Consider the following 20733-nt stretch of genomic DNA (forward strand, 5'->3'; position numbering starts at 1 on the left):
AGAATCGTGGAGATTACTAAACCTCTTCATCCATTCTTGATGACCTATCGTATTCTGACCAAGTAGTGGCATTGATGTCTTTTTCATCGAAGACTACGACATGCTCCAGCAAAGGCAGAATACCAATATGCGAGCCGATTGCATGATTATGATGGCTCGCAACCAAGGATAAGACAGTCTGTCCGTTGTCTAACTGCAGACGGTACAAATAGTTGGCACCGCGAAACACACGTCCAATAACTAAAGCTGTCTGGGTACTGTCATCATCATGAATAATATCATCAGGGCGTACAAGTACTTTGATCGGTGTACCGTTTGGATAGTCATATTCGCAATACTGTGGCTGGCCTGATTCATCATAGACTTCCATGCGACGATAGATATTACCTAGCGCCGTCTCAACATGACCTTCTTTGATAATGCCGTCTACCATCGCGCCTTCGCCTACGAATTCAGCGACAAAAGGACTGACAGGCTCATGATACAGCTCGCTTGGTCGCGCCCACTGCACCAATCGTCCTTTATCCATTACCCCTACTTTATCCGCTAGCGCGAACGCTTCATTTTGATCATGAGTGACCAAAATTGCTGTGGTGTTGGTACGTTTAAGAATATCACGGACATTCATTGCTAGTGATTCACGCAGCACCACATCTAGATTAGAGAATGGTTCATCAAGTAATAGTAGTTTTGGTTTGGGGGCTAGCGCTCTTGCTAGAGCCACACGCTGCTGCTGACCACCAGAAAGCTCATTTGGACGTTTGTCTGCATGTTCAGTCAATTCAACTAAACTTAGCATCTCAGCCACACGGGCTTTTTTGTCAGCAGCTGACCACTTATTGAGACCAAAGGCGATGTTTTTTGCCACGCTTAAATGCCCAAACAGAGCATAGTCTTGAAACACCATGCCCATGCCACGCTTGGCTGGCGCAACTGCAAATGATTGACGAGCAGTTTTCTCTGTTAGGCGTTGGTTGTTTAGATAAATAGTGCCGCCACGACTTTGCTCCAGTCCCGCGATTGCTCGTAGCGCTGTGGTCTTCCCGCAGCCGCTATAACCCAAGAAACAACCAATCTCGCCTTGTTCCAGCATCAATGATAGACCATTGACAACAATAGTATCGTCATAGCCTACGATGAGATTTTGCACACTAAAATAAGGATCCGTCGCGATATGTTTCTCAGTATTTTGTTGTGAGGTATTGCTCTGCTCTACAGTTTTATTCGGCTGAACTGGATTGATTCTATTTTGTGACAGTGGTGATTTTGCTACAGGCGTATGGCTAGCCCGAGCCTTTTCTGACTTAGCATTTGTAGAGTCGTTCATTGAATCAGTGTACATAGACGGTACCAGTTCGCTATTAGTAAGTAAAACCATCGATAAAACAGAGCAAATTATAATATAACTGACATTACGAGTGTGCTGTTAAACTTATGCCAAATTATTGCTATTAGCTTTGTTGTTACTAACTGTGTTTGTCGCTTTGACGCAGTAATATCCAAACAGGGAGCAAACCAACCAGCACGATTAGCAAGCTCGGCAATGCGGCTCGTCCCCACATACCTTCGCTCGTCATTTCAAATACTCGTACTGCAAGCGTATCCCAGCCTTGACGACGTGTCATCAGCGTAATGGGCATCTCTTTCATCACTTCGACAAAACCCATCAATAATGCAGTCAATACGCCAGGGCTAAGCACAGGCAGCATCACATGACGCCAGCGCTGATAAGGACTGTCGCTCAGTAATTTTGCAGCAGCTTCTTGATTGACTGTCAATCGCTGCAACTGTCTGTCAACTGGCTGAAAACTCACTGTCATAAAACGCGTCGATAGCGCCAGTAGCATAACAATAACACTGCCAGAAAGCACTTGCTGTGAGGTGATACCAAAGGCAATCATTTGATTATCAAGCCACGCAATAGGTATAAATATCCCTACCGCCAATACAGTCCCCGGTACGACATAGCCTAAATTGGCTAAAGTGGTCATTAGCTTAGTCGATTTATCAGGATACTGCCGTTTGATCCACGCAATAATAATGGCCAAAAAGGCAATAAACAGCGTGGTCATACTAGCAATCATGAGGCTATTGGTGACAAAATCAATGTAACGTGCATCAAAATCTTGGCGAAAATTAAGTGCTGTCCAATAGATGAGCTGCAAAAAAGGTATTAAAAAGGCAACTAAAAAGATCAGCGTACACAGCAGTGTCATGGCGAGTTTGGCAGGTTTGCTAGCGTCAAAGCGTTGGCTGCTACCTTGGGTCAGTGAGCTACCACGCTTAGCTTGCCAATACTGCTCAAACAATACCACAATAAAGATCACGCCAATGAGCAAGGCTGCTAACTGAGCCGCTGTGGTCAAACTGAAAAAACCAAACCATGCCTTATAAATGGCGGTAGTAAAAGTATCGACATTGAATACCGATACTGCACCAAAATCCGCTAAGGTTTCCATACTGGCTAGCAACAAGCCGCCAATGATCCACGGTAGTGCTTGTGGTAGCGCCAGACGAAAAAATACACGGCTACGACTCAAACCTAGCATCTGCCCCGCTTCTATCGCTCGCCTACCTTGTGACAAAAATGCCTGACGCGCGAGCAAATATACATAAGGGTAAAACGCTAGCGATAATACCAAGCCTGCGCCCCATACGTTCCTTATCGACGGTATGGCAGTACTTATACCAGAGTCGCGCAGAGCTGTCTGTAGCGGCCCACTAAAGTCAACAATCCCAATAGTGACAAATGCCAATACATAAGCAGGGATGGCAAGTGGCAACATCAACGCCCACGAAAAGAAACGCTGACCAGGGAAACGATACATACTAGTGACCCAAGCCAGAGCAGTACCAATAGTACCTGAAACGACAGTCACCATTAGCAATAAAATTGCCGTGTTTTTGAGCACTTGCGGCAGTACATAGTCTGCCATATGTGTCCAAATCTCTGCCACTGGCTGAGTCCACGACAGCAGCACGATTAAAATCGGTACTAGCATAAACAACGAAATCAGCCCTAAGACTGATTTCGAGATAATACGTTTACGAAGGGCGTGGTCTTGGCTGACAGTCTGCTGGTCGTTAACACCGTTATTGACAGTATCATTTTGACTAACAGACGCATCTGGCGTTGTGATCATATTATCATTACCGTGTCATACGTATAGAAACCTTGTAAGCTTATACCAACCTCAAAATCGTCATTACTTGAATAACTGATCTGTAATAACTAACCTTTGAACCTATTCTTTAAGAACTATTGTCTCGAAGTTATGATTTTGCGATTGGTATCAGTATTACTGGCGATCCCTTATTTATAACCCGCTTTATCCATCATTTGGATAGCTTGAGTTTGTAGTTCACCGAATTTCTGTACATTGATATCGTCTTTTTTGAACTCGCCCCATGATCTGAGCATGTCTGACTCATCGATACCTACTTTTACTGGGAATTCTTTGTCAGAGCTAGCATAGAGACCTTGTGCCTCGTCAGATGACAACCACTCTATCAGTTTAAGCGTACCATCTGGATTGTCTGAACCTGCAACCACACCAGCGCCTGAGATGTTTACGTGCGTACCAGTCGTATCTTGGTTTGCCCAGAATATCTTAACAGGGAAGTTTGGTTTTTCGTCCAATAGACGACCATAGTAGTAACTATTGGCGATACCGACTTCACACTGACCAGCAGCGATGGCTTCTAGCATCGCAACGTCATCACTGAACACATCAGTCGCTAGGTTATCAACCCACCCTTTAATAACTGCTTCGGTTTTTTCTTCGCCCAAATGCTCCATCATGCTAGCAACAAGCGATTGGTTATAAACCTTTTTAGAGGTACGTAGGCATAGTTTGCCTTTCCATTTTGGATCGGCCAAATCTGCATAAGTAGACAACTGGTCGGCAGTGACTTTGCTTGGGTCATAAAAGATAGTACGTGCACGTAGTGACAAACCAGTCCACTGACCTTTTGGATCACGGTATTTTGCAGGGACATTAGCTTCTAATACAGTAGACGATACTGGTTGTAATAGGCCTTGCTCTGCAGCCTGCCATAAGTTGCCAGCGTCAACGGTCAATAGCATATCAGCAGGAGTATTCTGACCTTCAGCTTTTAGACGTGCCATCAAAGGCCCAGTTTGGTCTGTAACCAGTTCAATTTTTACACCTGTTTGCTCAGTATAGCGATCTAACAATGGCTTAATCAGCTGCTCATTACGTGATGAGTAGATAGTAATTGTCTGACCATCAGCAGTCGTAGCTTCGTCAGTTGCTGCTTGCTGCTCAGCACCTGTTTCTGTTGACTCTACTTCTACGCTCTCTTCTGTGGTTGAAGAATTACTACAACCTGCCAAACCCAACATCATGCCAAATACGGCTGCAGGTAGAATAAGCTTCGTAGAGGTTAGATTAGCGCTGATAGCGTTCAATGACATGGTTTTCCCCATAGTAATGCTGTAAAAAAAGTAAGACGGATGGTGAGACAAAACAACAGTGATTATAACGATGATTTGCTAAGCGCTAGCAGTAATCAGGCCATAATATATCAAAGCAACATACTAATGGAAGTGAGATTAATTATCAATACATTTGTTTAACTGGTAAATATACCTGTGATGAGTCTTTAGCATTGATTTTTAAGAACTATTTTTTAACCGCTCTTTCCATAGTTTGGTCTAGCGACGCGTTTTAGTATCCATCTAAAGCAGCCATTGTCCCAATATTGCATTGACTGCAGCTTCTGTACGTAAGATACGAGAGCCTATATGTACAGGCGTGCAGCCTTGAGCTAACAACAGCTCTATCTCATAGTCAATCCAACCACCTTCAGCGCCTATACAGACTAGATTTGGTAGCTCTCGTGATGGTTGCTGTTGTAAAAATTCAGAAAAGGACTGCTGACTATAAGGATGCGCGACAATCGCTTGACTGCTTATTAGGCTTCCAAGTGAGTCTTCGACAAATGGCTTAAAACGTTTTTGTAGCGTAATACTAGGAACGATCGTATCGATGCTCTGCTGTAGACCTTCTAATACAAACTCGTCAACCCGCTCAAGCATTGGGCTTTGCCAATAGCTTTTTTGAGTACGATAGCTATTGATAAGAATGATATCGCGTACACCAAGCGCCGTCATATCCATGATTAAACGCCGTAGCACTTTAGGACGCGGTAACGCCAAAATGACAGTCAGATCCAATTTGGCAGGCGGCGCAGTATTGAGCTGGACGTTACCTAGCTGAATACTGTCAGCGGTAATACTTTCAATGACGGCCGTACCAAGGTTGCCACCGATTTGTCCAATTTTAAGCCTATCACCGACTTTTGCACCCAGCACTTTAGTTACATGGCTGACTTGAGACAAGGCATCGATTTTTGCTGCGTCTGATGAGAGGTTTTCAGCAGGCAATAATATACAGTTCATAAGTTATCTTGGTTAGAAGACATCTCGATTGCGTCTTCAATCATCGTAAATTGGCGGGTCAATACCGCTTGCTGCTGTATCGTCATTTGCTCGCCAGCTTGCCCTGCCTGTGCGGCCAATGACAAATTGCACAGCCAAGTCTCTAGCTGCGTATAAATACTCACAGCGTCTTCACGGTTATAAGCTGTTTTCTTACGAGAGGATTTTTTGTTCGCCTTTAACTGATCATCACTGACTATCTGTGCATCCGAACTACTTGCGCGATTTGACTCGATTGGACGATAGAAGTAATTACTTGGCTGATATAAAGCGCCTACTTCAGCCAATTTGTCTATCACGCTTTGGCACGACTGAGTATAACATCCCATCAATACAGGCGTTGCCACACTAGCAGGCTCCACTGGATTATGCCCGCCAATATCTACCAGCGAGCCGCCCACAAATGCTACATTTGCCAATGTATACCAAGTCATCATCTCACCCATGCTATCTGCTAGATAGACTTGCGTATCTGCACTAATCATATCTCCATCACTGCGCCGAGCCATATTTAACCCAGTTTTTTGAATGAGATCTGCTACTGCATCAAAACGCTCAGGATGCCTAGGGACAATAACAAGCAACGTATCTGCTAATGTAGCTTGAGACAGTAGTTGCTGCTGCAATGACAACACTGCTGCCTCTTCGCCATCATGAGTACTCGCAGCTACCCACACAGGACGATCTGCTATACCAAACTCTGCTCGCAGATCAGCTTTCTTATTATAGATACGGTTATCTTCTACCGCTTTGTCATCAGTTTTGGACGCATTGATTACCCACTTTAATGAGCCTGCCACACGAATTTGGGCGCTACTAGCCCCTAACTGCCGAAAGCGTTTAGCAGAGTCGCTGTCTTGCGCAATGATTAAGGAAAGATTTTTCATCATACTGGCACTGACTGCACCAATTTTTTGATAGCTCTGAAAAGAAGAAGCAGATAGTCGACCATTGACTAGAATACTTGGAATACGGTGCTGAGATAATTTGGTCAAGATATTTGCCCACAGCTCTGTTTCTACAAACAACGCAGCGATAGGCTGTACATGCGTCAAGAAAGTCTCGATAACAGCAGGGCTGTCGACTGGCACATAGCTATGACTCATCTGACCTTGAGCTATCTGTTCTGCAAAACGACTAGCGCCACGAGCAAAACCTGTCTGAGTCGTATTGGTCAACCATATCTGATAGCCATTAGCCAATAACATATCTAATAAAGGCGCAACCGTATTGGTCTCGCCTAATGAGACTGCATGGCACCAAATCACCCCTTTATCGATATCAGCATTGACCACTGGACGCGGTGGATACTGCTTACCAAAACGCTGATCGATTTCCTGCTGATAGTTGTCGTTTTTATGAGATCGACGCCATACTTGTAGACGGTATAATGGCTTTAGTAACCCAATAAGAGACTGATAGTATAAAGGTGTCTCGTGTACCGCTCGACTAGGCGATAACACAGGGTTAATTGGATTTGCAGAGTGGTCAGACGGGGTATTAGATGATGGCATGGAACAGCCCAGATTAGTTATCAATCAAACAATAAAAGGGTAAAGGTAAAGCGCGCCAATTCTACCTGAATTTAAGCTGTAACAATAAGCTTTTAAAAAGTTACTGAGTAAATAGTTATTAGATAACGATTGTTAGATAATGACTATTATCAATAAAGCGACTGCGAGGATTGCGCCAATTAACAGCTGATAACGCTTGGTGCTATGCTGCTCTTGCTTCTGTGTGGTCAGCAGCACTTCTGCTTGCTGCCATTGCTGAACCAGATTGGCCGCTTCTGCATGACCATTATCTGCTGCCTGCTCTAACCAGTATTTACCGCTATCTATATCTTGGGATACCCCTACTCCTTGATAATACATTTTACTGAGTAGACGCTGAGCACGGCTGTCGTTTTTGCTGGCGGCTTGATTAACCCAATCTACGCCAGATTTTTTTTGATTGTCACTGTCCGCTGTCAAACCTTCACCTAACAGTTCATACATGGCCAAACGTAACATAGCCGCTGTATTACCATCTTCAGCAGCCGCTTGTAGTAATAGCAACGCTTTGTTTTTTGCCGTGTTGTGATCATTTGAAAATATAACTTGGCGACGAGGTTTGTTCTGTTTGGCAATATGCTGCTCGAACTGATCTAATACTTTGCGTGCTTGCAGATACTGAACATCACCAGTTGGTTGTGGCACCGCTATCTCATCTAACTCTACCAGCAGTTGCGTAAACATCTCTGGCGTTGATGTGTTTTTTACAGGTGACGTAGGCTTAGCTGTTGGCTTCTTTACTTTAGTCAGCTCAGGCTTTATTGGATTCTCAGACTCAGGAGGCACTACACTTGTTTGCAACTCAGTTACAGTATCAGGCATAGCAGATAGAGCTGCGAGACTCTCACCATCAGTTACAACTGCATTAGCTAGGTTATGCTCAGTTCCTATCGATACTTCCTCTGGCTTTTCAAGAAGCTCATTCGATTGGCTAGTACCGACATGTGTATTTGAATCTGCGCTCGGATTACCACTATCAGCGACTTGATGAGTGGTTGCTTTATGTGTTGTTATTTTGTTTATTGCTACTTTATTCGATGTTAATTCGGACACTGAATGAACGTCGTTACTTAAAATAGTTGGTAGTCTAAGGCTAACCGCTTGATACAGCCCACTCTCTACCTGCCCACCTTGTACTGCATCAAACTGCCGATCAATATGACCAAACAGACGTAGCCCTATTGGCTCTAAAGCAAAAAATAAGCGCTCTTTAACCCCGTCATTATCATAACCAACCGCCATATGCTGATAAAAATCATCGGTGATCAACGTTAGCTCAGGGTAACGTTTACGCAGCTCAAACTGACCATACCAATGTGGCTTGCTTTGCCACTGCTGCGCCAATACACGACCGGCATAAAACGCCAAAAACACCATGAAATTACGATAGCGCTCATCGATCAGCAGCGTCGCCTCTTCCCATATACCGCTCTTGATCATATCTCGGCGTACTTGAGACAATAGCGTATCGACACGCTGTAAACTCTCAAGCGACTCATCTAACGTACAAGCGCGCAGCTCAGTTTCGTAAGCAATACCGCCTGCAATAGAACGCTCAGCCAAGAAATCTTGCCAGTAGCCTTCTGCAATATAGTCAAGTGGTGTTAAGGGCGAGGCAGACATAGACAGGCGTGTCCTTTTTTAGATAAGTTGATTATAGAGGCAATAATAATGATTAAAAATATGAGCATAAAAAAACACGGACAGTTTACCTTAACCTAAAAATCCGAGTGCTACAATAAAGGACTGAACAAGCGCACGACATTATCAAACAATCGTTTTGAGCCGTGACGCTGTTGCCACTCATCACTATCCAAGATTCGGCAGTTTTCTAAGTAGACTTCCTGACAGTCCGCTACTTGGGCAACCATTTCTGGCGTATAAATCGCCAAACTGACTTCCATATTTAGATAAAAGCTGCGCATATCAATATTGACGGTGCCAAATAGACAGTAGTCATCATCGATAACTACTGTCTTTGCGTGTAGCAAACCACCTCTAAACAATGCGATCGTTACCCCTGCATCCAACAACTCTTGATAGTAAGCTTGAGAAGCATGCTGTACCAGAAATGAATCCACCTTTTCAGGAACAATAATCGTCACATCAACGCCGCGCTTAGCCGCTATCGTCAGCGCACCCGATAGGGACTCATCAGGGACAAAATAAGGTGTGGTAATACGGATGCGCTTATTGGCACGGTGAATCACGGTAACTAACGTATTGTAAATCACATGAGCCGTTAGCTGCGGTGCTGAAGGTATTAGTTGCGCCAGAACTTTGTCCACGACAGGCATCTTTGGTACGACAATTGAGGTGGCGCCAATATCTGGCTGCTCATGATCATCAATCGTATCCGCCAATACCTTCACTCGGCTATTTAGATCATTGATGGTCGGATGCATCACATACAACTTACGAGTGTAGTTATTAACCCGCTGATGCAGTTCAGCAAGATTGTCATTACTTTCAGCACCGATGTCGGTAACAATCACCTTAGCCATCGCTGTATTAATACTAATTGAGTGCTGGCTAGTCGTTCGTAGCGCCACATCAATCCATTGACCGACATTTTTGTTTTGCTTAAAAAACCTTGGATCAACCAGATTGAAGCTGCCGATATAGCCAATATGTTCATCGATAACCACCATTTTGCGATGATTGCGCAAATCAGAACGTTTAAATAGCGTCTTAAACAGTCCTACTGGCAATGACTGATGGACATAAACCCCTGCTTTTTCTAATTTGCGATGCACGCTACTATTAATAAAGCTAAAGCTGCCCACACTATCAGCCAATATATGACACTCTACGCCGCGTTGAGCCGCTACAGACAGCGCCTCTATAACTTCTAACACCTGTCCTTTTGGATAGACAATATAAAACTCCATAAGGACAATACGCTGGGCGGCATGAATATCTTCAATCAGACGCTGAAAGATAGAAGCAGGATCGGTCAACAGTTGCATTTGATGATTGGGAAATACGCCAAACCCAGTCCAGCGCGTTCCTATTTGGCTAACACCGCGGTAGTTAGCTGGTAATAAGTCCTGCCCTTTATCAAAAATCAGATGCTCACGCCTTGCCATATCATTCATCAAAATGCTGGCTTGATCTACGCGTTCACGATAGCGCCGTCCAATCATCGGCTCACCGAGCAGAATGTAAGCCACAAAACCAAATACTGGCAACGTGTAAAGCACAGCCACCCAAGCAATAGACACGCCAATATTGCGCTGCACAGAAACCACTCGCAGCGTCATTACTATCATAAGTACAATATGCAGCACCAGACCTAGACCCGCTAAGTCTCCCCAGGTCCAGCTAGTAAAAGTATCTTTAATAGTAAAAGTGTTTATATTGGCCTCCATCAACCGTGTTCAACGAATAAAGCATCCATAACGAGCAAAGCATCAATAGTATAGTAGCTTTTCACCGCCAAACAACAAATAATGATAATAAGTGTATTTTTAGAAATGCTATATAATACATGGCTTTGAGTGCTATTTTTGATAGATTATAAGTGCGATTTATAATTATTTTCTAAAAATATTAAAATAACATTTGACACCCAACTGTAAATCTATATAATACACTCCCACAGCAACGGAGCTTAGTGACAAACTTAAGAGCTCAGTTGAAGTTGAATAAATTGCCTAGCAATTGTTCGAAGGGTGATTAGCTCAGTTGGTAGAGCGTCTGCCTTACACGCAGAATGTCGGCGGTTCGAATCCGTCATCACCCACCACTTCTTAGCAAGTGGCTAAACAAGCTAAGAGACCTAAGCAGCGGTAGTTCAGTTGGTTAGAATACCGGCCTGTCACGCCGGGGGTCGCGGGTTCGAGTCCCGTCCGCTGCGCCATATTTAAAACGAATTTAAACCTTTGGGTTTAAGCAAGTTTCGCCTCAAACAATTAGATTGTTTGAGGTTTTTTTGTGTCTGTAGATTTTGTTTAGACATTGTTTATATAGCTACTATGCTACCTAACACTCCTCAACTCGCATACAAATGTTTCAGTGCTATGGACGTTGACTTATTCGGCTCACACTAGCGATTAACGCTACCATCACTACACCCATAATAATCAGAATACCAGACATCATATGCGCCGCCTCATAGTTGAGCGCTTCTACCTGCTCATATATAGCAATCGATACCACCTTAGTTTCGCCTGAGATGCTGCCGCCTATCATCAGTACAACCCCAAACTCTCCAATGGTATGGGCAAAGCTTACCAAACTGCCCAAAATAATACCTACGCGCGCTTGCGGTAAGGCTACTTTCATAAACCGTCGCATACGACTTGGTTCTAAGAGATGAGCAACTTCTGTGACACTTTGTGGAATACGCAAAAACTGTGCATAGACAGGCTGTATATAAAAAGGTAATGAGTAAATAATGGAACCAATGACCAAACCTTCAAAGGTAAAAATCAACGGGCTAATATTATGTTCGCTCAACCATTTACCGATACCCACACTAGGACTGAGCAGTAACAGTAGATAAAAACCAATCACGGTAGGTGGTAGCACCAGGGGCATCGCAATGATGCCCATGAGCAGTACCTTAAGACGCCCAATTGCTTTTATACGACTCGGCTTAGCCAACCAATAAGCTATAGGCGTTGCAAATAGCAGTAAGCATAAGGTAGTCACGCAAGCGAGCTTGATGCTCACCCAAAATGGACTGAGCATATCTGACATAAGAGACTGGTCGATCATATAATGTCACTGCTCGTTCTATGATGAGAGGGGTTAGTCTAACGTATTACTGGACGGCCAGATAGCCTGCTTGTAAGAAGTGTTGCTGCCCTGCTTTTGAGCGCAGGTAGTCGGTGAAGTCTGCTGCTGGGGCGGTGTTATTGATAACTATCCCATCTTGTAAGATAGTTGGATAAGACGTTGGCAGCAAAGTAATAAATTGCTCAGGCTTGGCTTTAATCGCAACAAGCTGAGACTGTGCTACAAAACCATAGTCTACGCTACCTGTATACGCGTATTGGAACGCTTGACCGATATTCTCTGACTGTATCAAACTTTTTTGAGCATTTAACTTATCATACATATTTTGTGATTGCAGATAGGTTTTTGCAGACGTACCATAGGGAGCAAGGTCAGGGTTAGCAATAGCTACCTTGGTGTCCTGAGTAAAGTCAGCACTGGTAAACACATCACCTAGCGATGTTGGCGTGAAATCGTTTAAAGGTTTGGTGACACTATAGAGTGCTAACTGACCTCTGGTATACGTAAAAGGCTTGGTTAGCTTATGCTCTTTACTAGTAACACCAGCTGAATTTTCATCAGCCAATTTAGCAGGAAAATCTTGATTGGCAGACAAGAATATATCATACGGTGCCCCTGCCTTGATTTGTGCATATAACTTACCAGAAGAGGCATAAGTAACTTCAATATCTGAGATACCTGAAATACTTTGGGCAGGTGAGCTGTTATCAGCCTGATAGCTATCAATAATATGAGGTAGTACATCAGATAAGTTAGCAGCCGCAGCGATACGCAATGTTTGAGCTGGTTCAACTTTGTCAGAAGCAAGCGCCATATTGGCGTCTTTGTCTTGCGTACAAGCATTTAGTGACAATAGCAGACAAGCAGATACACAGGCAGTAACTAATGACTTAACCATTATTGCTGAGCCATTTAGACGAGTCGTCTTCGTAGTACTCTTGCTTCCACACAGGAATGTCTGCTTTGATGGTATCTAATATCCAGCGACACGCATCAAATGCTGGATAACGGTGCGCTGACACTACCCCAACCCACACAGCAACATCGCCAATCTCTAACGCACCGATACGATGTATCGCAATAGCATGCGTAATTTCAAAACGCTTTTTGGCTTCTTCTATAATGGCGCGACCTTGATTGATGGCCAAATCTTCATAACCATAATAGGTAAGGCGATCGACGCTCGTAGCGTTATTATGATTGCGCACTCGCCCTTCAAAGCAAACAAACGCGCCGCAGCTGTCATTATCTAACGTACTTTTTAGCCTATCTTCGTCAATCACAATATCTAGTAGTGCAAAACCATCACGCTCAGCGATAAGGTAAGCTTCGTCAGCACTACGTTTGATGCTCATTGAATGATCGTGGACGTTGTCGGTCATTTTTCTTCTCTATTTATTATTTTCTTCGTAACTACTGAATAGCCACTGATAAAATGGACACTAATAAACGCTTACCTAACCACCAGCCACTGGCGTGATGAAAACCACGCTATCACCATCATTTATCTGATCAGTCCATTTAGCAAAGTAGTCATTTACTGCAACACGTAGCTCCGACTGCGAACGGCTAAAACGATGCTTTTGACTAAGCTGTTCGTATAGTTCAGTCAATGACGTATCTTGCTGTACGCTTACTGTCTCTTGCTGACAGTTGGCCTCGTCAGCCAAACTGGCGAAATACATGACATTAATATTCATCGTTGATTCGATATTAGTTGTCATATCGATAGCACTCATAAATCTCTCCCTCTGATGCAAGCTTCCTTGCTTGGCATTTAGCATATCTTTATTGATTGATTAATTGATTACGCACTCTGCAATGTTGTCACTTTAAGCATGACTGTAATCTGACTTGCCACCTGTCTTTTTAACCAAATGAATATCATCTATAACGATGTCATGCGATAGTGCTTTGGTCATATCATAGATAGTCAAACAAGCAACACTAACTGCGGTTAGCGCTTCCATCTCAACCCCTGTCTTATGCGTGACCTTGACTACCGCACTGACCGTGATGCTGCTGAGCGCGTCGTTATACTCAAAGCTTAAGCCTATCTTGTCTAGCGGTAGTGGATGACAAAGCGGTATAAGATCATGAGTGCGTTTGGCCGCTATGATACCAGCGATATGAGCTGTTTGCGTGATGCTGCCTTTTTTGGTCATACCATCAGCCGCTTTAATCTGCGCATAAATCTCACTGGGAAAGCGTACTTGTCCAGTGGCATTGGCTTCTCGCGTTGTTGCTGTCTTACCAGTGACATCGACCATGGTAATATCACCATCACTATCTAAGTGAGATAAAATAGATTGCTGATTTATCTGAACGCTGTCATTCATTTATATAACCTTTTTTATGTGATATTTTTATTATTTTGGTAGAGCAGCACATGCCTGCTTAAAATCTTCAGGCGTATTGAAGTTGGTTAGATTCTGCCACTCTTTGCTAAATGATACAGCTTGCACCAATGGCTGAATAAACCGCATTACTCTACGCTGTCCGCTATCTATATAGGCCTTCAAATCAGGCTCGATGCTTAGCTGATACAGTCCTAATAGTGGATACAAATGACCGTCATCTTTTAAGCAAATTATTTTTTTATCGGTAGCAAGGCTTATTTCACATTGTAATTTCTGCCACAAGTCAGTTGCTGGTATTAAGCTATCACAGCTGATAACCAGTAACCATGATGGTTGTACGTTTTTTGATACGTCTGAATCATTCAAACCGTTCAAATCGTTCAATGTTTGTAAGGCTGATTCGATAGCGACCAAAGCACCGCCCGTTTTGATCTGCCCATCATGCTTATTAGAGTCAAGATCAGCACCATAATCAGCAATATGAATAATAGGCACATTGAGACTCTCGGAATGGAGATCTAAACCAGTCTGAAAGTCGCGACCATTATCTGCAATCAATATAGGAACCTGTAAACTGCTTGCATGACGAACATGATAGTCTAGCAGCTGCTCACCTGACGGTAGTGTCAGCATCGCCTTAGCCGTTCCCATACGTCTAGATGCCCCGCCTGCTAAGATAACCACACCTGCCAAACCATCCAGATTATTTGAGCAATCTGTCACTAGGCCATTACCTGTGAGGCTTGATTGTATATCACTCATAGCTCAATTATTTATAACTCAATCATGGCTAGGATTTTGTGCCAGAAAGTGCGGCACAAAATTGCATGGACGAGTACGACTGTCAAACTGATCCTTTAAGATATTTTCCCAACCCGTACGGCAAGCACCAGAAGAGCCTGGTAGACAAAATATACCCGTACCATTGGCCATGCCAGCAACTGCTCGCGATTGTACGGTAGACATACCGATTTCATCTTTTGAGATTAGACGGAACATTTCACCAAAACCATCGATTGATTTATCAAACAGCACACTCACCGCTTCTGGCATGCTATCTCTGATGAAGAACCCTGTGCCGCCAGTGGTGATAACCGCATGAACGTCTGGACTAGCAATCCAGCCACTAATGACTGCGCGAATCTGGTAGATATCGTCGGTGATTAATTGACGGTCTGCTAAATGATGCCCTGCTTCGGTCAAGCTATCTACTAAGTACTGACCTGACGTATCTTCTGCCAGCGTACGGCTATCAGAAACAGTCAATACAGCAATATTAAGCGGTGTAAATTGTGCAGCAGGCTTACTCATAAATAATCCTTTATAGATGTCATTTTATAATTGTATTAAAAGGCGGTTGTATCAAAAAAAGTTATGTAGAAAAATGATTGCGTTGGAAAACAGTCTCTATCAGCGTCATAACCGCAGACTCAAAATGTTTTATCCGCCGATTATCGATAGATTGTGCATGATGCCACTGTTAGAGTCATGGAGATGATGATGCTCAGGCTTGATTGGCATAAAGCTATGTAAAGTGTTCACCAGTCCTTGGATATCGTCTTGCTGTAAGTATGGACGGATATCGTAGTTGCCTTGATCAAACAGACACAAATGCACCTTGCCTTGGCTGCTTACACGCAAGCGGTTACAGGTATCACAGAAGTGCGCCGCATATGGGGCAATCATACCGATACGACCAACATAATCAGGGTGGCTATACTCTACTGCTGGACCATCGGCACTACCGCGCTCATGCGGCTGCCAACCATTCTCTAACAAGTAATCAGTGATAATATCAGACTGAGCGTGCTGAGCAAAAAACAAATCGCTATTATCACTGGTCTGCATAAATTCAATAAAGCGATAAGTCACTTGTCTATCTTTGACATAGTCGATCGCCGTGACTAAGTTCTCAAAAGCAGTCTCCGCCATCAAGACACTATTTATTTTCAATTTGATATCAGTCGTTTCTAACAATGTATCCATGTCAGCCAATATCTGCGGCAAGGTATCAAAGCCTGTCATTTTATGAAAAGTAGCAGCATCAAAACTGTCCATACTGATATTGAGCTGATCAAGTCCAGCAGCTTGCCAGTTGGCTATATGTTTACCCAATTTATAGCCGTTACTGGTCATCGCAACTGTCTCAATACCGTCCGTCTGCTTAATCGTTTCGATAATTTCGACAATATCACGACGAATAGAGGGCTCACCACCTGTAATTCTAACTTTTTTGGTACCTACTTGAGCAAAGCCGCGCACCAAGGTTGCAATTTCAGAGATACTCAGCTCATCATCAGGCCGCTTACCTTGATAACCATTTGGCAGGCAATACTCACAGCGAAAATTACAAAAGTCAGTAATAGACAGACGCAAGTAGGTCAGACGCCGTGCAAACCCATCGGTTAGCGGCTGGTGATAGTCACTCATCTGCTCAGTGGGCATGACCAAGGAAGGCTCTATGTAGCCATCAGATAATGCCGGTGCCAAGCTCGGTGAATAGAGTTGCGGGCTGTCTATTTTGTGTTTGTCATCTATGTTGTCATCAATCATATGTTACTGCCATCAGTACTGCTTACTATAAGCACTACTTTATTATTCGTGTTTAGCATACCAGTGTAAGGTCATGGGATTGCTCTCTAACTTTGTGCGACCACCTTACAATAAATTGGCAAACGATGAATTAGCGATGTAGCCAAGGAAACGGTTGTACAACGACGTCATTACCAGCTGCTACGTTCCCACTATCTTTATCCAACACAATGAAGCAATTAGCGCGGCTCAGCTGTTTGATTCTATGTGACTGCTGTCTTGAAAAGCACTCAACTTGATAATGACCTGTCTCATCTCGTGACAATACGCCACGCTGAAAGTCTTTGCGGCCGGGAGATTTTCTGATATCACTGATAAGTTTGGCTTTGATCGTTAGCGGCATCGGCTGCTCTGACACGCTAGCACCTGACATTTGCCACAATGCAGGTATCACAAACTGTAACGTACCCACAACCGTAGAGAGCGGATTGCCCGGTAGGCCAAAATAAAATACCGGCTTATCGAGATTTTTATTCAATTCACCAAATACAAAAGGCTTACCAGGCTTCATCGCCACTTTGTAATGGTTAATCTGACCTAATGTTTCGATCACAGTGGTCAAAAAATCATAGTCACCAACAGAGACACCTGCAGTCGATATCAGTACATCACAGTCCTGCATAGCCTCATTAACTGCGATAGTTGTCTGCTCTAGGTTATCAGGGATAATGCCATAATCACGAATAATGATAGGCAGATCTGATAGAAAGCTTTTGAGCGTTGGGGTATTAGAATTATATATTTGGGCTAGACTTTGTAGCTCATTGCCAATAGCCACGAGCTCATCACCTGTTGCCAACACGCCTACAACGAGCGGTTGGAACACGTTCACTTGGCTAATACCAAGGTTAGCCAGTAAGCTAATATCTGCAGGATTAAGGCGTTTACCGATCTTTAAAACGGATTCGCCAGACTCAATCTCTTCGCCTTGTGAGCGGATGTTGTTGTCAACTTTGGCGGTTTGTGTGAGCGTGATGTTATAAGGTCGAGATTTATCAACGGTCGCTTTGATATCTGCAAAGTTTGTATTCTCTTGCATAATGACCGTATCACAGCAATCTGGCACGACTGCACCCGTAAAAATACGTACCCCTTGCCCTGCCGCTATCTCACCAGTATAAGCACTGCCAGCTTGCGACTCACCAACGATTTCGATAGTACTGCTTTCTGATAACTCACTTCCCTTTGCAATCGCATAGCCATCCATAGCAGATAGATTTTGTCGCGGCACATCAAAAGGCGAAGCAATATCTTGAGCCAGTATATGGTTTAAGCTATCCAGCAACTCTAGAGTGTAGACGGCTCTTTTTTGTAGCGGAAAGTCAGTAATATGATAATTATCTATCCGATGCTGTATCGCAGCTTGTAATTCTTCCATGGTAATCATAAGGTCACGCTCTTTCTGTCGTTCTAATTACTGTCGTTCTAATTATTCGTAATCGAAACTGTTATTTAAAATGGTCATTGAAAACTGTTACTAAACACTATGCGTCAAAGTCATCGTTAAAAAACACATTATCTAGAGTCTATCATTCAAAGTATCAACTTTCTTGTATTAACCTTGTCCTGATAAGTTTTGAATAAAGCCAGATTACACTGGTCTTAATATTTGATATTTATTGCATTGTCCATTGTGTTAAAGATGTCAGCAAAATCAGACATAGATTGAGACAAAAAAAGCACCTTGGCAAGGTGCTTTTTGTAGAACAAAGTAAATTATCATTTGATGACTAGTGGCTAATTAATAATGGCTAAATACGATTAAAAAGAGCCGCTTTTATACAATGTATAAATACCCTCAGCCTACCTCACCATCCAGCCAATGAAGACGCACTGTTTTGAGTAATGAATCCATCTGGCGTTTGGCCATTATCTGCTTGCCAGCGCTGGAATGCCATACGAGTATTGGTACCCACGATACCATCAGCGCCTTTGGTATCATAACCCATGCTAGTCAAACGACGTTGTAGGTTAGTCACTTGTGTGGTCGATAATGGACGCTCATAACGAGGCCAAGATTTTTGCAAACCGCTTTGTCCATTAATCGTTTTGCCTAGCAGGCTAACGCCCAATGCATAGCTTGATGAGTTGTTATAGACTTTGATCACATCAAAGTTTGGGCTTAACAGTAACACTGGACCGTCTTTACCAGCGGGTAACCAAAGCTCCATCTGAGTATTGGCATCTAAGTAAACGTCCGCTATCGTATCGACACCCATTGCAGCCCATCTAGCAGCAGGCTGTTTACTACCAACCACTGAGTAATCAAACGAGGCTGGCACCGTTGCCTCATAAAACGGTGCTAAGCCACGAACCCAACCTGAGTTACTCAGATAGTTGGCCGTCGAGGCTAGTGCATCACCAGTGGCCCATGGATTGCGATGCCCATTGCCATCACCATCGACCCCTTGTTTGAGCCAAGTCTCAGGGATAAACTGGGTTTGTCCCATACCACCTGCCCAAGAACCGTCCAACTGTGACCATGATACGTCACCGCGTTGTAGCAAGGTCGCTAACGATAGCAACTGCGTTTCAGCGAACTCTTGACGACGACCATCATAGGCAAGGCTGGCAAGCGAACTTGGCAAATCACTATTACCGGTCACAGCGCCATACGATGACTCCATGCCCCATATCGCAGCGATAATCTCTGCATTGACCCCATACTGAGACTCTAGCTGAGACAAATAAGCACGCTGCTCGGCAAATTTACGCTTCCCTACACTGACGCGTCCACTTGATACCGCAGAATCTACGTATTCCCACGGCATCTTGGAAAACTCGGGCTGACCTGAATCTAATGAGATGACTTGCTGGTTTAGATAAGCAGAATCAAGCAATCGACCAATAACTTGGGCATCATAGCCTGACGATATGGCACGCATAGAAAAGTCTGACTTCCAATCAGAAAAGCTACTATAGCTAGGCTTGGGCGCAGGCTGCGGTTTTACGACTGGTGCAGGTGTTGGTTTGACCTGAACGGTTTGGGTTTGAGTAATCTCAACGCCGCCTTGACGAACAGGCTTACTTTGCATTGCCTGCTGGCTTGTACACCCGACCATCACTAATGCTGGCATAAGGGTGAGGTATTGCTTTTTTAATCTCATAAAAAATCTCAAACATGAATAAATAAAATGGCTCACAGTAGCCAAGCTATCCGTAGCTATTATTTAAGTCTAACGCCCAAGTACGCTACGTGGGTCAATAGGATTACCATTTAAGCGAACTTGAAACTCTAAGCCTACCTCATTGGTCTGACCACTGCTACCCATACTAGCAATACGTTGGCCACGCTGTACTGTATCGCCCTCTTGCACCAATAATTGGCTATTGTGCGCGTAGGCTGTGATGTAGTTATCACTATGACGAATCATAATTAGATTGCCATACTCTGGCAGACCGTTGCCTGAGTAAAGCACAGTTCCTGATTGGCTGGCAAGTACTGGATCACCAACTTTGCCCGCAAACCACATTCCCATATTGCCCGTAGCAGGGTCAATATTACGAGTCACTGGGTTACGCGTAGGATAATCATAACCAGAGGTCGAGTTGGCAGTGGCCTCATAAGCTGGTGTTTGAGATTGGGTCACAGGTGGCGTATAAGTTGGTTGCGTTTGAACTGGAGCACTGTAGCTATTGTTACTTGCAGTGGTTGCCACATTGCCTTGCCATAGTTTGAGCCATTGGCCACTATAGATGGTGTATTTACTATCTAGATTGTTCATCGCTCCGATTTGGCGGTAGTTCAGACGATAGCGCGCTGCAATCTGGCTGACCGTATCGCCGCGTTGTACACGGTGATAGTTAGGGACGCCTTGCGCGTTAGTAATAATCTTAGGACCTGCTTGGTTTGCTGATTGATAGGTAGGCTTCGTTGCACAGCCGACGACAGATAGAGTAGCGACTGCCATAGTACCAATCAACGCGGCTTTAACAAGGTGCGATCCAGCTATGATTTTTTTCATACAAGGTTCCTATTCTTTGTGTTGCTCATTCATTGTTTAATCATTCAAAAGATCTT

18 protein-coding genes and 2 tRNA genes are annotated in these 20733 nt (G+C 43.8%); 2 read left to right on the plus strand and 18 right to left on the minus strand.

Features of this window, described 5'->3' with window-relative positions:
- Window positions 1-16: 16 nt before the first annotated feature.
- The 7 genes from I3254_RS13705 to I3254_RS13735 form a co-directional block, all read right to left on the minus strand.
- Window positions 17-1342: an ABC transporter ATP-binding protein gene (locus I3254_RS13705; RefSeq protein ID WP_238053233.1), complete on the minus strand. Its 1326-nt coding sequence runs from the start codon at window positions 1340-1342 to the stop codon at window positions 17-19.
- A 124-nt stretch (window positions 1343-1466) separates the two neighbouring features.
- The gene (locus I3254_RS13710; RefSeq protein ID WP_238053234.1) at window positions 1467-3143 is read right to left on the minus strand and encodes an iron ABC transporter permease; all 1677 of its coding nucleotides are present in this window, start codon (window positions 3141-3143) and stop codon (window positions 1467-1469) included.
- A 170-nt stretch (window positions 3144-3313) separates the two neighbouring features.
- Window positions 3314-4438, minus strand: coding sequence for an extracellular solute-binding protein (locus I3254_RS13715; RefSeq protein ID WP_238053235.1), 1125 nt, complete (start codon window positions 4436-4438; stop codon window positions 3314-3316).
- 264 nt (window positions 4439-4702) lie between these two features.
- Window positions 4703-5425, minus strand: coding sequence for a 16S rRNA (uracil(1498)-N(3))-methyltransferase (locus I3254_RS13720; RefSeq protein ID WP_238053236.1), 723 nt, complete (start codon window positions 5423-5425; stop codon window positions 4703-4705).
- Complete coding sequence (locus I3254_RS13725) at window positions 5422-6978, minus strand: 3-deoxy-D-manno-octulosonic acid transferase (protein ID WP_238053237.1); 1557 nt, start codon at window positions 6976-6978, stop codon at window positions 5422-5424. Before I3254_RS13725 ends, I3254_RS13720 begins: the two co-directional genes overlap by 4 nt.
- A 132-nt stretch (window positions 6979-7110) precedes the next feature.
- The gene (locus I3254_RS13730) at window positions 7111-8640 is read right to left on the minus strand and encodes a tetratricopeptide repeat protein (RefSeq protein ID WP_238053238.1); all 1530 of its coding nucleotides are present in this window, start codon (window positions 8638-8640) and stop codon (window positions 7111-7113) included.
- Window positions 8641-8750: 110 nt separating this feature from the next.
- Window positions 8751-10388: a cardiolipin synthase gene (locus I3254_RS13735; protein WP_191114884.1), complete on the minus strand. Its 1638-nt coding sequence runs from the start codon at window positions 10386-10388 to the stop codon at window positions 8751-8753.
- 301 nt (window positions 10389-10689) lie between these two features.
- Between I3254_RS13735 and I3254_RS13740 the strand changes: the two genes are divergently transcribed.
- Window positions 10690-10765, plus strand: a tRNA-Val gene (locus I3254_RS13740).
- Window positions 10766-10802: 37 nt separating this feature from the next.
- A tRNA-Asp gene (locus tag I3254_RS13745) sits at window positions 10803-10879 on the plus strand.
- Window positions 10880-11037: 158 nt separating this feature from the next.
- Here the strand turns inward: I3254_RS13745 and modB are convergent.
- From modB to I3254_RS13800, 11 genes are all read right to left on the minus strand, one after another.
- The gene (modB, locus tag I3254_RS13750) at window positions 11038-11739 is read right to left on the minus strand and encodes a molybdate ABC transporter permease subunit (RefSeq protein WP_057759074.1); all 702 of its coding nucleotides are present in this window, start codon (window positions 11737-11739) and stop codon (window positions 11038-11040) included.
- Between the two features lie 46 nt (window positions 11740-11785).
- Window positions 11786-12658, minus strand: a complete 873-nt coding sequence (gene modA, locus I3254_RS13755; protein ID WP_238053240.1) for a molybdate ABC transporter substrate-binding protein — start codon at window positions 12656-12658, stop codon at window positions 11786-11788.
- Entirely contained in the window at window positions 12651-13142 is a 492-nt protein-coding gene (locus I3254_RS13760; RefSeq protein ID WP_160021604.1) for a molybdenum cofactor biosynthesis protein MoaE, read from the minus strand. The genes modA and I3254_RS13760 overlap by 8 nt, the downstream gene beginning before the upstream one ends.
- Before the next feature lie 75 nt (window positions 13143-13217).
- Complete coding sequence (locus I3254_RS13765) at window positions 13218-13499, minus strand: MoaD/ThiS family protein (RefSeq protein WP_201571240.1); 282 nt, start codon at window positions 13497-13499, stop codon at window positions 13218-13220.
- A 93-nt stretch (window positions 13500-13592) separates the two neighbouring features.
- Entirely contained in the window at window positions 13593-14099 is a 507-nt protein-coding gene (gene moaC / locus I3254_RS13770) for a cyclic pyranopterin monophosphate synthase MoaC (protein WP_238053241.1), read from the minus strand.
- Window positions 14100-14129: 30 nt separating this feature from the next.
- On the minus strand, window positions 14130-14882 hold the full coding sequence (locus I3254_RS13775) for a molybdenum cofactor guanylyltransferase (RefSeq protein WP_238053242.1): 753 nt from the start codon (window positions 14880-14882) through the stop codon (window positions 14130-14132).
- An 18-nt stretch (window positions 14883-14900) separates the two neighbouring features.
- On the minus strand, window positions 14901-15431 hold the full coding sequence (moaB, locus tag I3254_RS13780; RefSeq protein WP_102078147.1) for a molybdenum cofactor biosynthesis protein B: 531 nt from the start codon (window positions 15429-15431) through the stop codon (window positions 14901-14903).
- Window positions 15432-15560: 129 nt separating this feature from the next.
- Complete coding sequence (moaA, locus tag I3254_RS13785; protein WP_346015395.1) at window positions 15561-16673, minus strand: GTP 3',8-cyclase MoaA; 1113 nt, start codon at window positions 16671-16673, stop codon at window positions 15561-15563.
- A gap of 130 nt (window positions 16674-16803) precedes the next feature.
- Window positions 16804-18099 carry a gephyrin-like molybdotransferase Glp gene (gene glp / locus I3254_RS13790; RefSeq protein WP_238053243.1) on the minus strand — a complete coding sequence of 432 codons (1296 nt, stop codon included), beginning with the start codon at window positions 18097-18099 and terminating at the stop codon, window positions 16804-16806.
- A 421-nt stretch (window positions 18100-18520) separates the two neighbouring features.
- The gene (locus tag I3254_RS13795) at window positions 18521-19819 is read right to left on the minus strand and encodes a lytic murein transglycosylase (protein WP_101206205.1); all 1299 of its coding nucleotides are present in this window, start codon (window positions 19817-19819) and stop codon (window positions 18521-18523) included.
- Window positions 19820-19888: 69 nt separating this feature from the next.
- Window positions 19889-20677, minus strand: coding sequence for a M23 family metallopeptidase (locus tag I3254_RS13800; protein ID WP_102092022.1), 789 nt, complete (start codon window positions 20675-20677; stop codon window positions 19889-19891).
- Between the last annotated feature and the right edge of the window lie 56 nt (window positions 20678-20733).

The sequence above is a fragment of the Psychrobacter sp. Ps2 genome (genome assembly GCF_022129405.1).
Classification (GTDB): Bacteria; Pseudomonadota; Gammaproteobacteria; order Pseudomonadales; family Moraxellaceae; genus Psychrobacter.

What these genes read in the sequence shown, in the direction of transcription:
- I3254_RS13705 (WP_238053233.1), bottom strand. Translation starts at nt 1,342, where the DNA reads ATGTACACTGATTCAATGAACGACTCTACAAATGCTAAGTCAGAAAAG.
- I3254_RS13710 (WP_238053234.1), bottom strand. Translation starts at nt 3,143, where the DNA reads ATGATCACAACGCCAGATGCGTCTGTTAGTCAAAATGATACTGTCAAT.
- I3254_RS13715 (WP_238053235.1), bottom strand. Translation starts at nt 4,438, where the DNA reads ATGTCATTGAACGCTATCAGCGCTAATCTAACCTCTACGAAGCTTATT.
- I3254_RS13720 (WP_238053236.1), bottom strand. Translation starts at nt 5,425, where the DNA reads ATGAACTGTATATTATTGCCTGCTGAAAACCTCTCATCAGACGCAGCA.
- I3254_RS13725 (WP_238053237.1), bottom strand. Translation starts at nt 6,978, where the DNA reads ATGCCATCATCTAATACCCCGTCTGACCACTCTGCAAATCCAATTAAC.
- I3254_RS13730 (WP_238053238.1), bottom strand. Translation starts at nt 8,640, where the DNA reads ATGTCTGCCTCGCCCTTAACACCACTTGACTATATTGCAGAAGGCTAC.
- I3254_RS13735 (WP_191114884.1), bottom strand. Translation starts at nt 10,388, where the DNA reads ATGGAGGCCAATATAAACACTTTTACTATTAAAGATACTTTTACTAGC.
- modB (WP_057759074.1), bottom strand. Translation starts at nt 11,739, where the DNA reads ATGATCGACCAGTCTCTTATGTCAGATATGCTCAGTCCATTTTGGGTG.
- modA (WP_238053240.1), bottom strand. Translation starts at nt 12,658, where the DNA reads ATGGTTAAGTCATTAGTTACTGCCTGTGTATCTGCTTGTCTGCTATTG.
- I3254_RS13760 (WP_160021604.1), bottom strand. Translation starts at nt 13,142, where the DNA reads ATGACCGACAACGTCCACGATCATTCAATGAGCATCAAACGTAGTGCT.
- I3254_RS13765 (WP_201571240.1), bottom strand. Translation starts at nt 13,499, where the DNA reads ATGAGTGCTATCGATATGACAACTAATATCGAATCAACGATGAATATT.
- moaC (WP_238053241.1), bottom strand. Translation starts at nt 14,099, where the DNA reads ATGAATGACAGCGTTCAGATAAATCAGCAATCTATTTTATCTCACTTA.
- I3254_RS13775 (WP_238053242.1), bottom strand. Translation starts at nt 14,882, where the DNA reads ATGAGTGATATACAATCAAGCCTCACAGGTAATGGCCTAGTGACAGAT.
- moaB (WP_102078147.1), bottom strand. Translation starts at nt 15,431, where the DNA reads ATGAGTAAGCCTGCTGCACAATTTACACCGCTTAATATTGCTGTATTG.
- moaA (WP_346015395.1), bottom strand. Translation starts at nt 16,673, where the DNA reads ATGATTGATGACAACATAGATGACAAACACAAAATAGACAGCCCGCAA.
- glp (WP_238053243.1), bottom strand. Translation starts at nt 18,099, where the DNA reads ATGATTACCATGGAAGAATTACAAGCTGCGATACAGCATCGGATAGAT.
- I3254_RS13795 (WP_101206205.1), bottom strand. Translation starts at nt 19,819, where the DNA reads ATGAGATTAAAAAAGCAATACCTCACCCTTATGCCAGCATTAGTGATG.
- I3254_RS13800 (WP_102092022.1), bottom strand. Translation starts at nt 20,677, where the DNA reads ATGAAAAAAATCATAGCTGGATCGCACCTTGTTAAAGCCGCGTTGATT.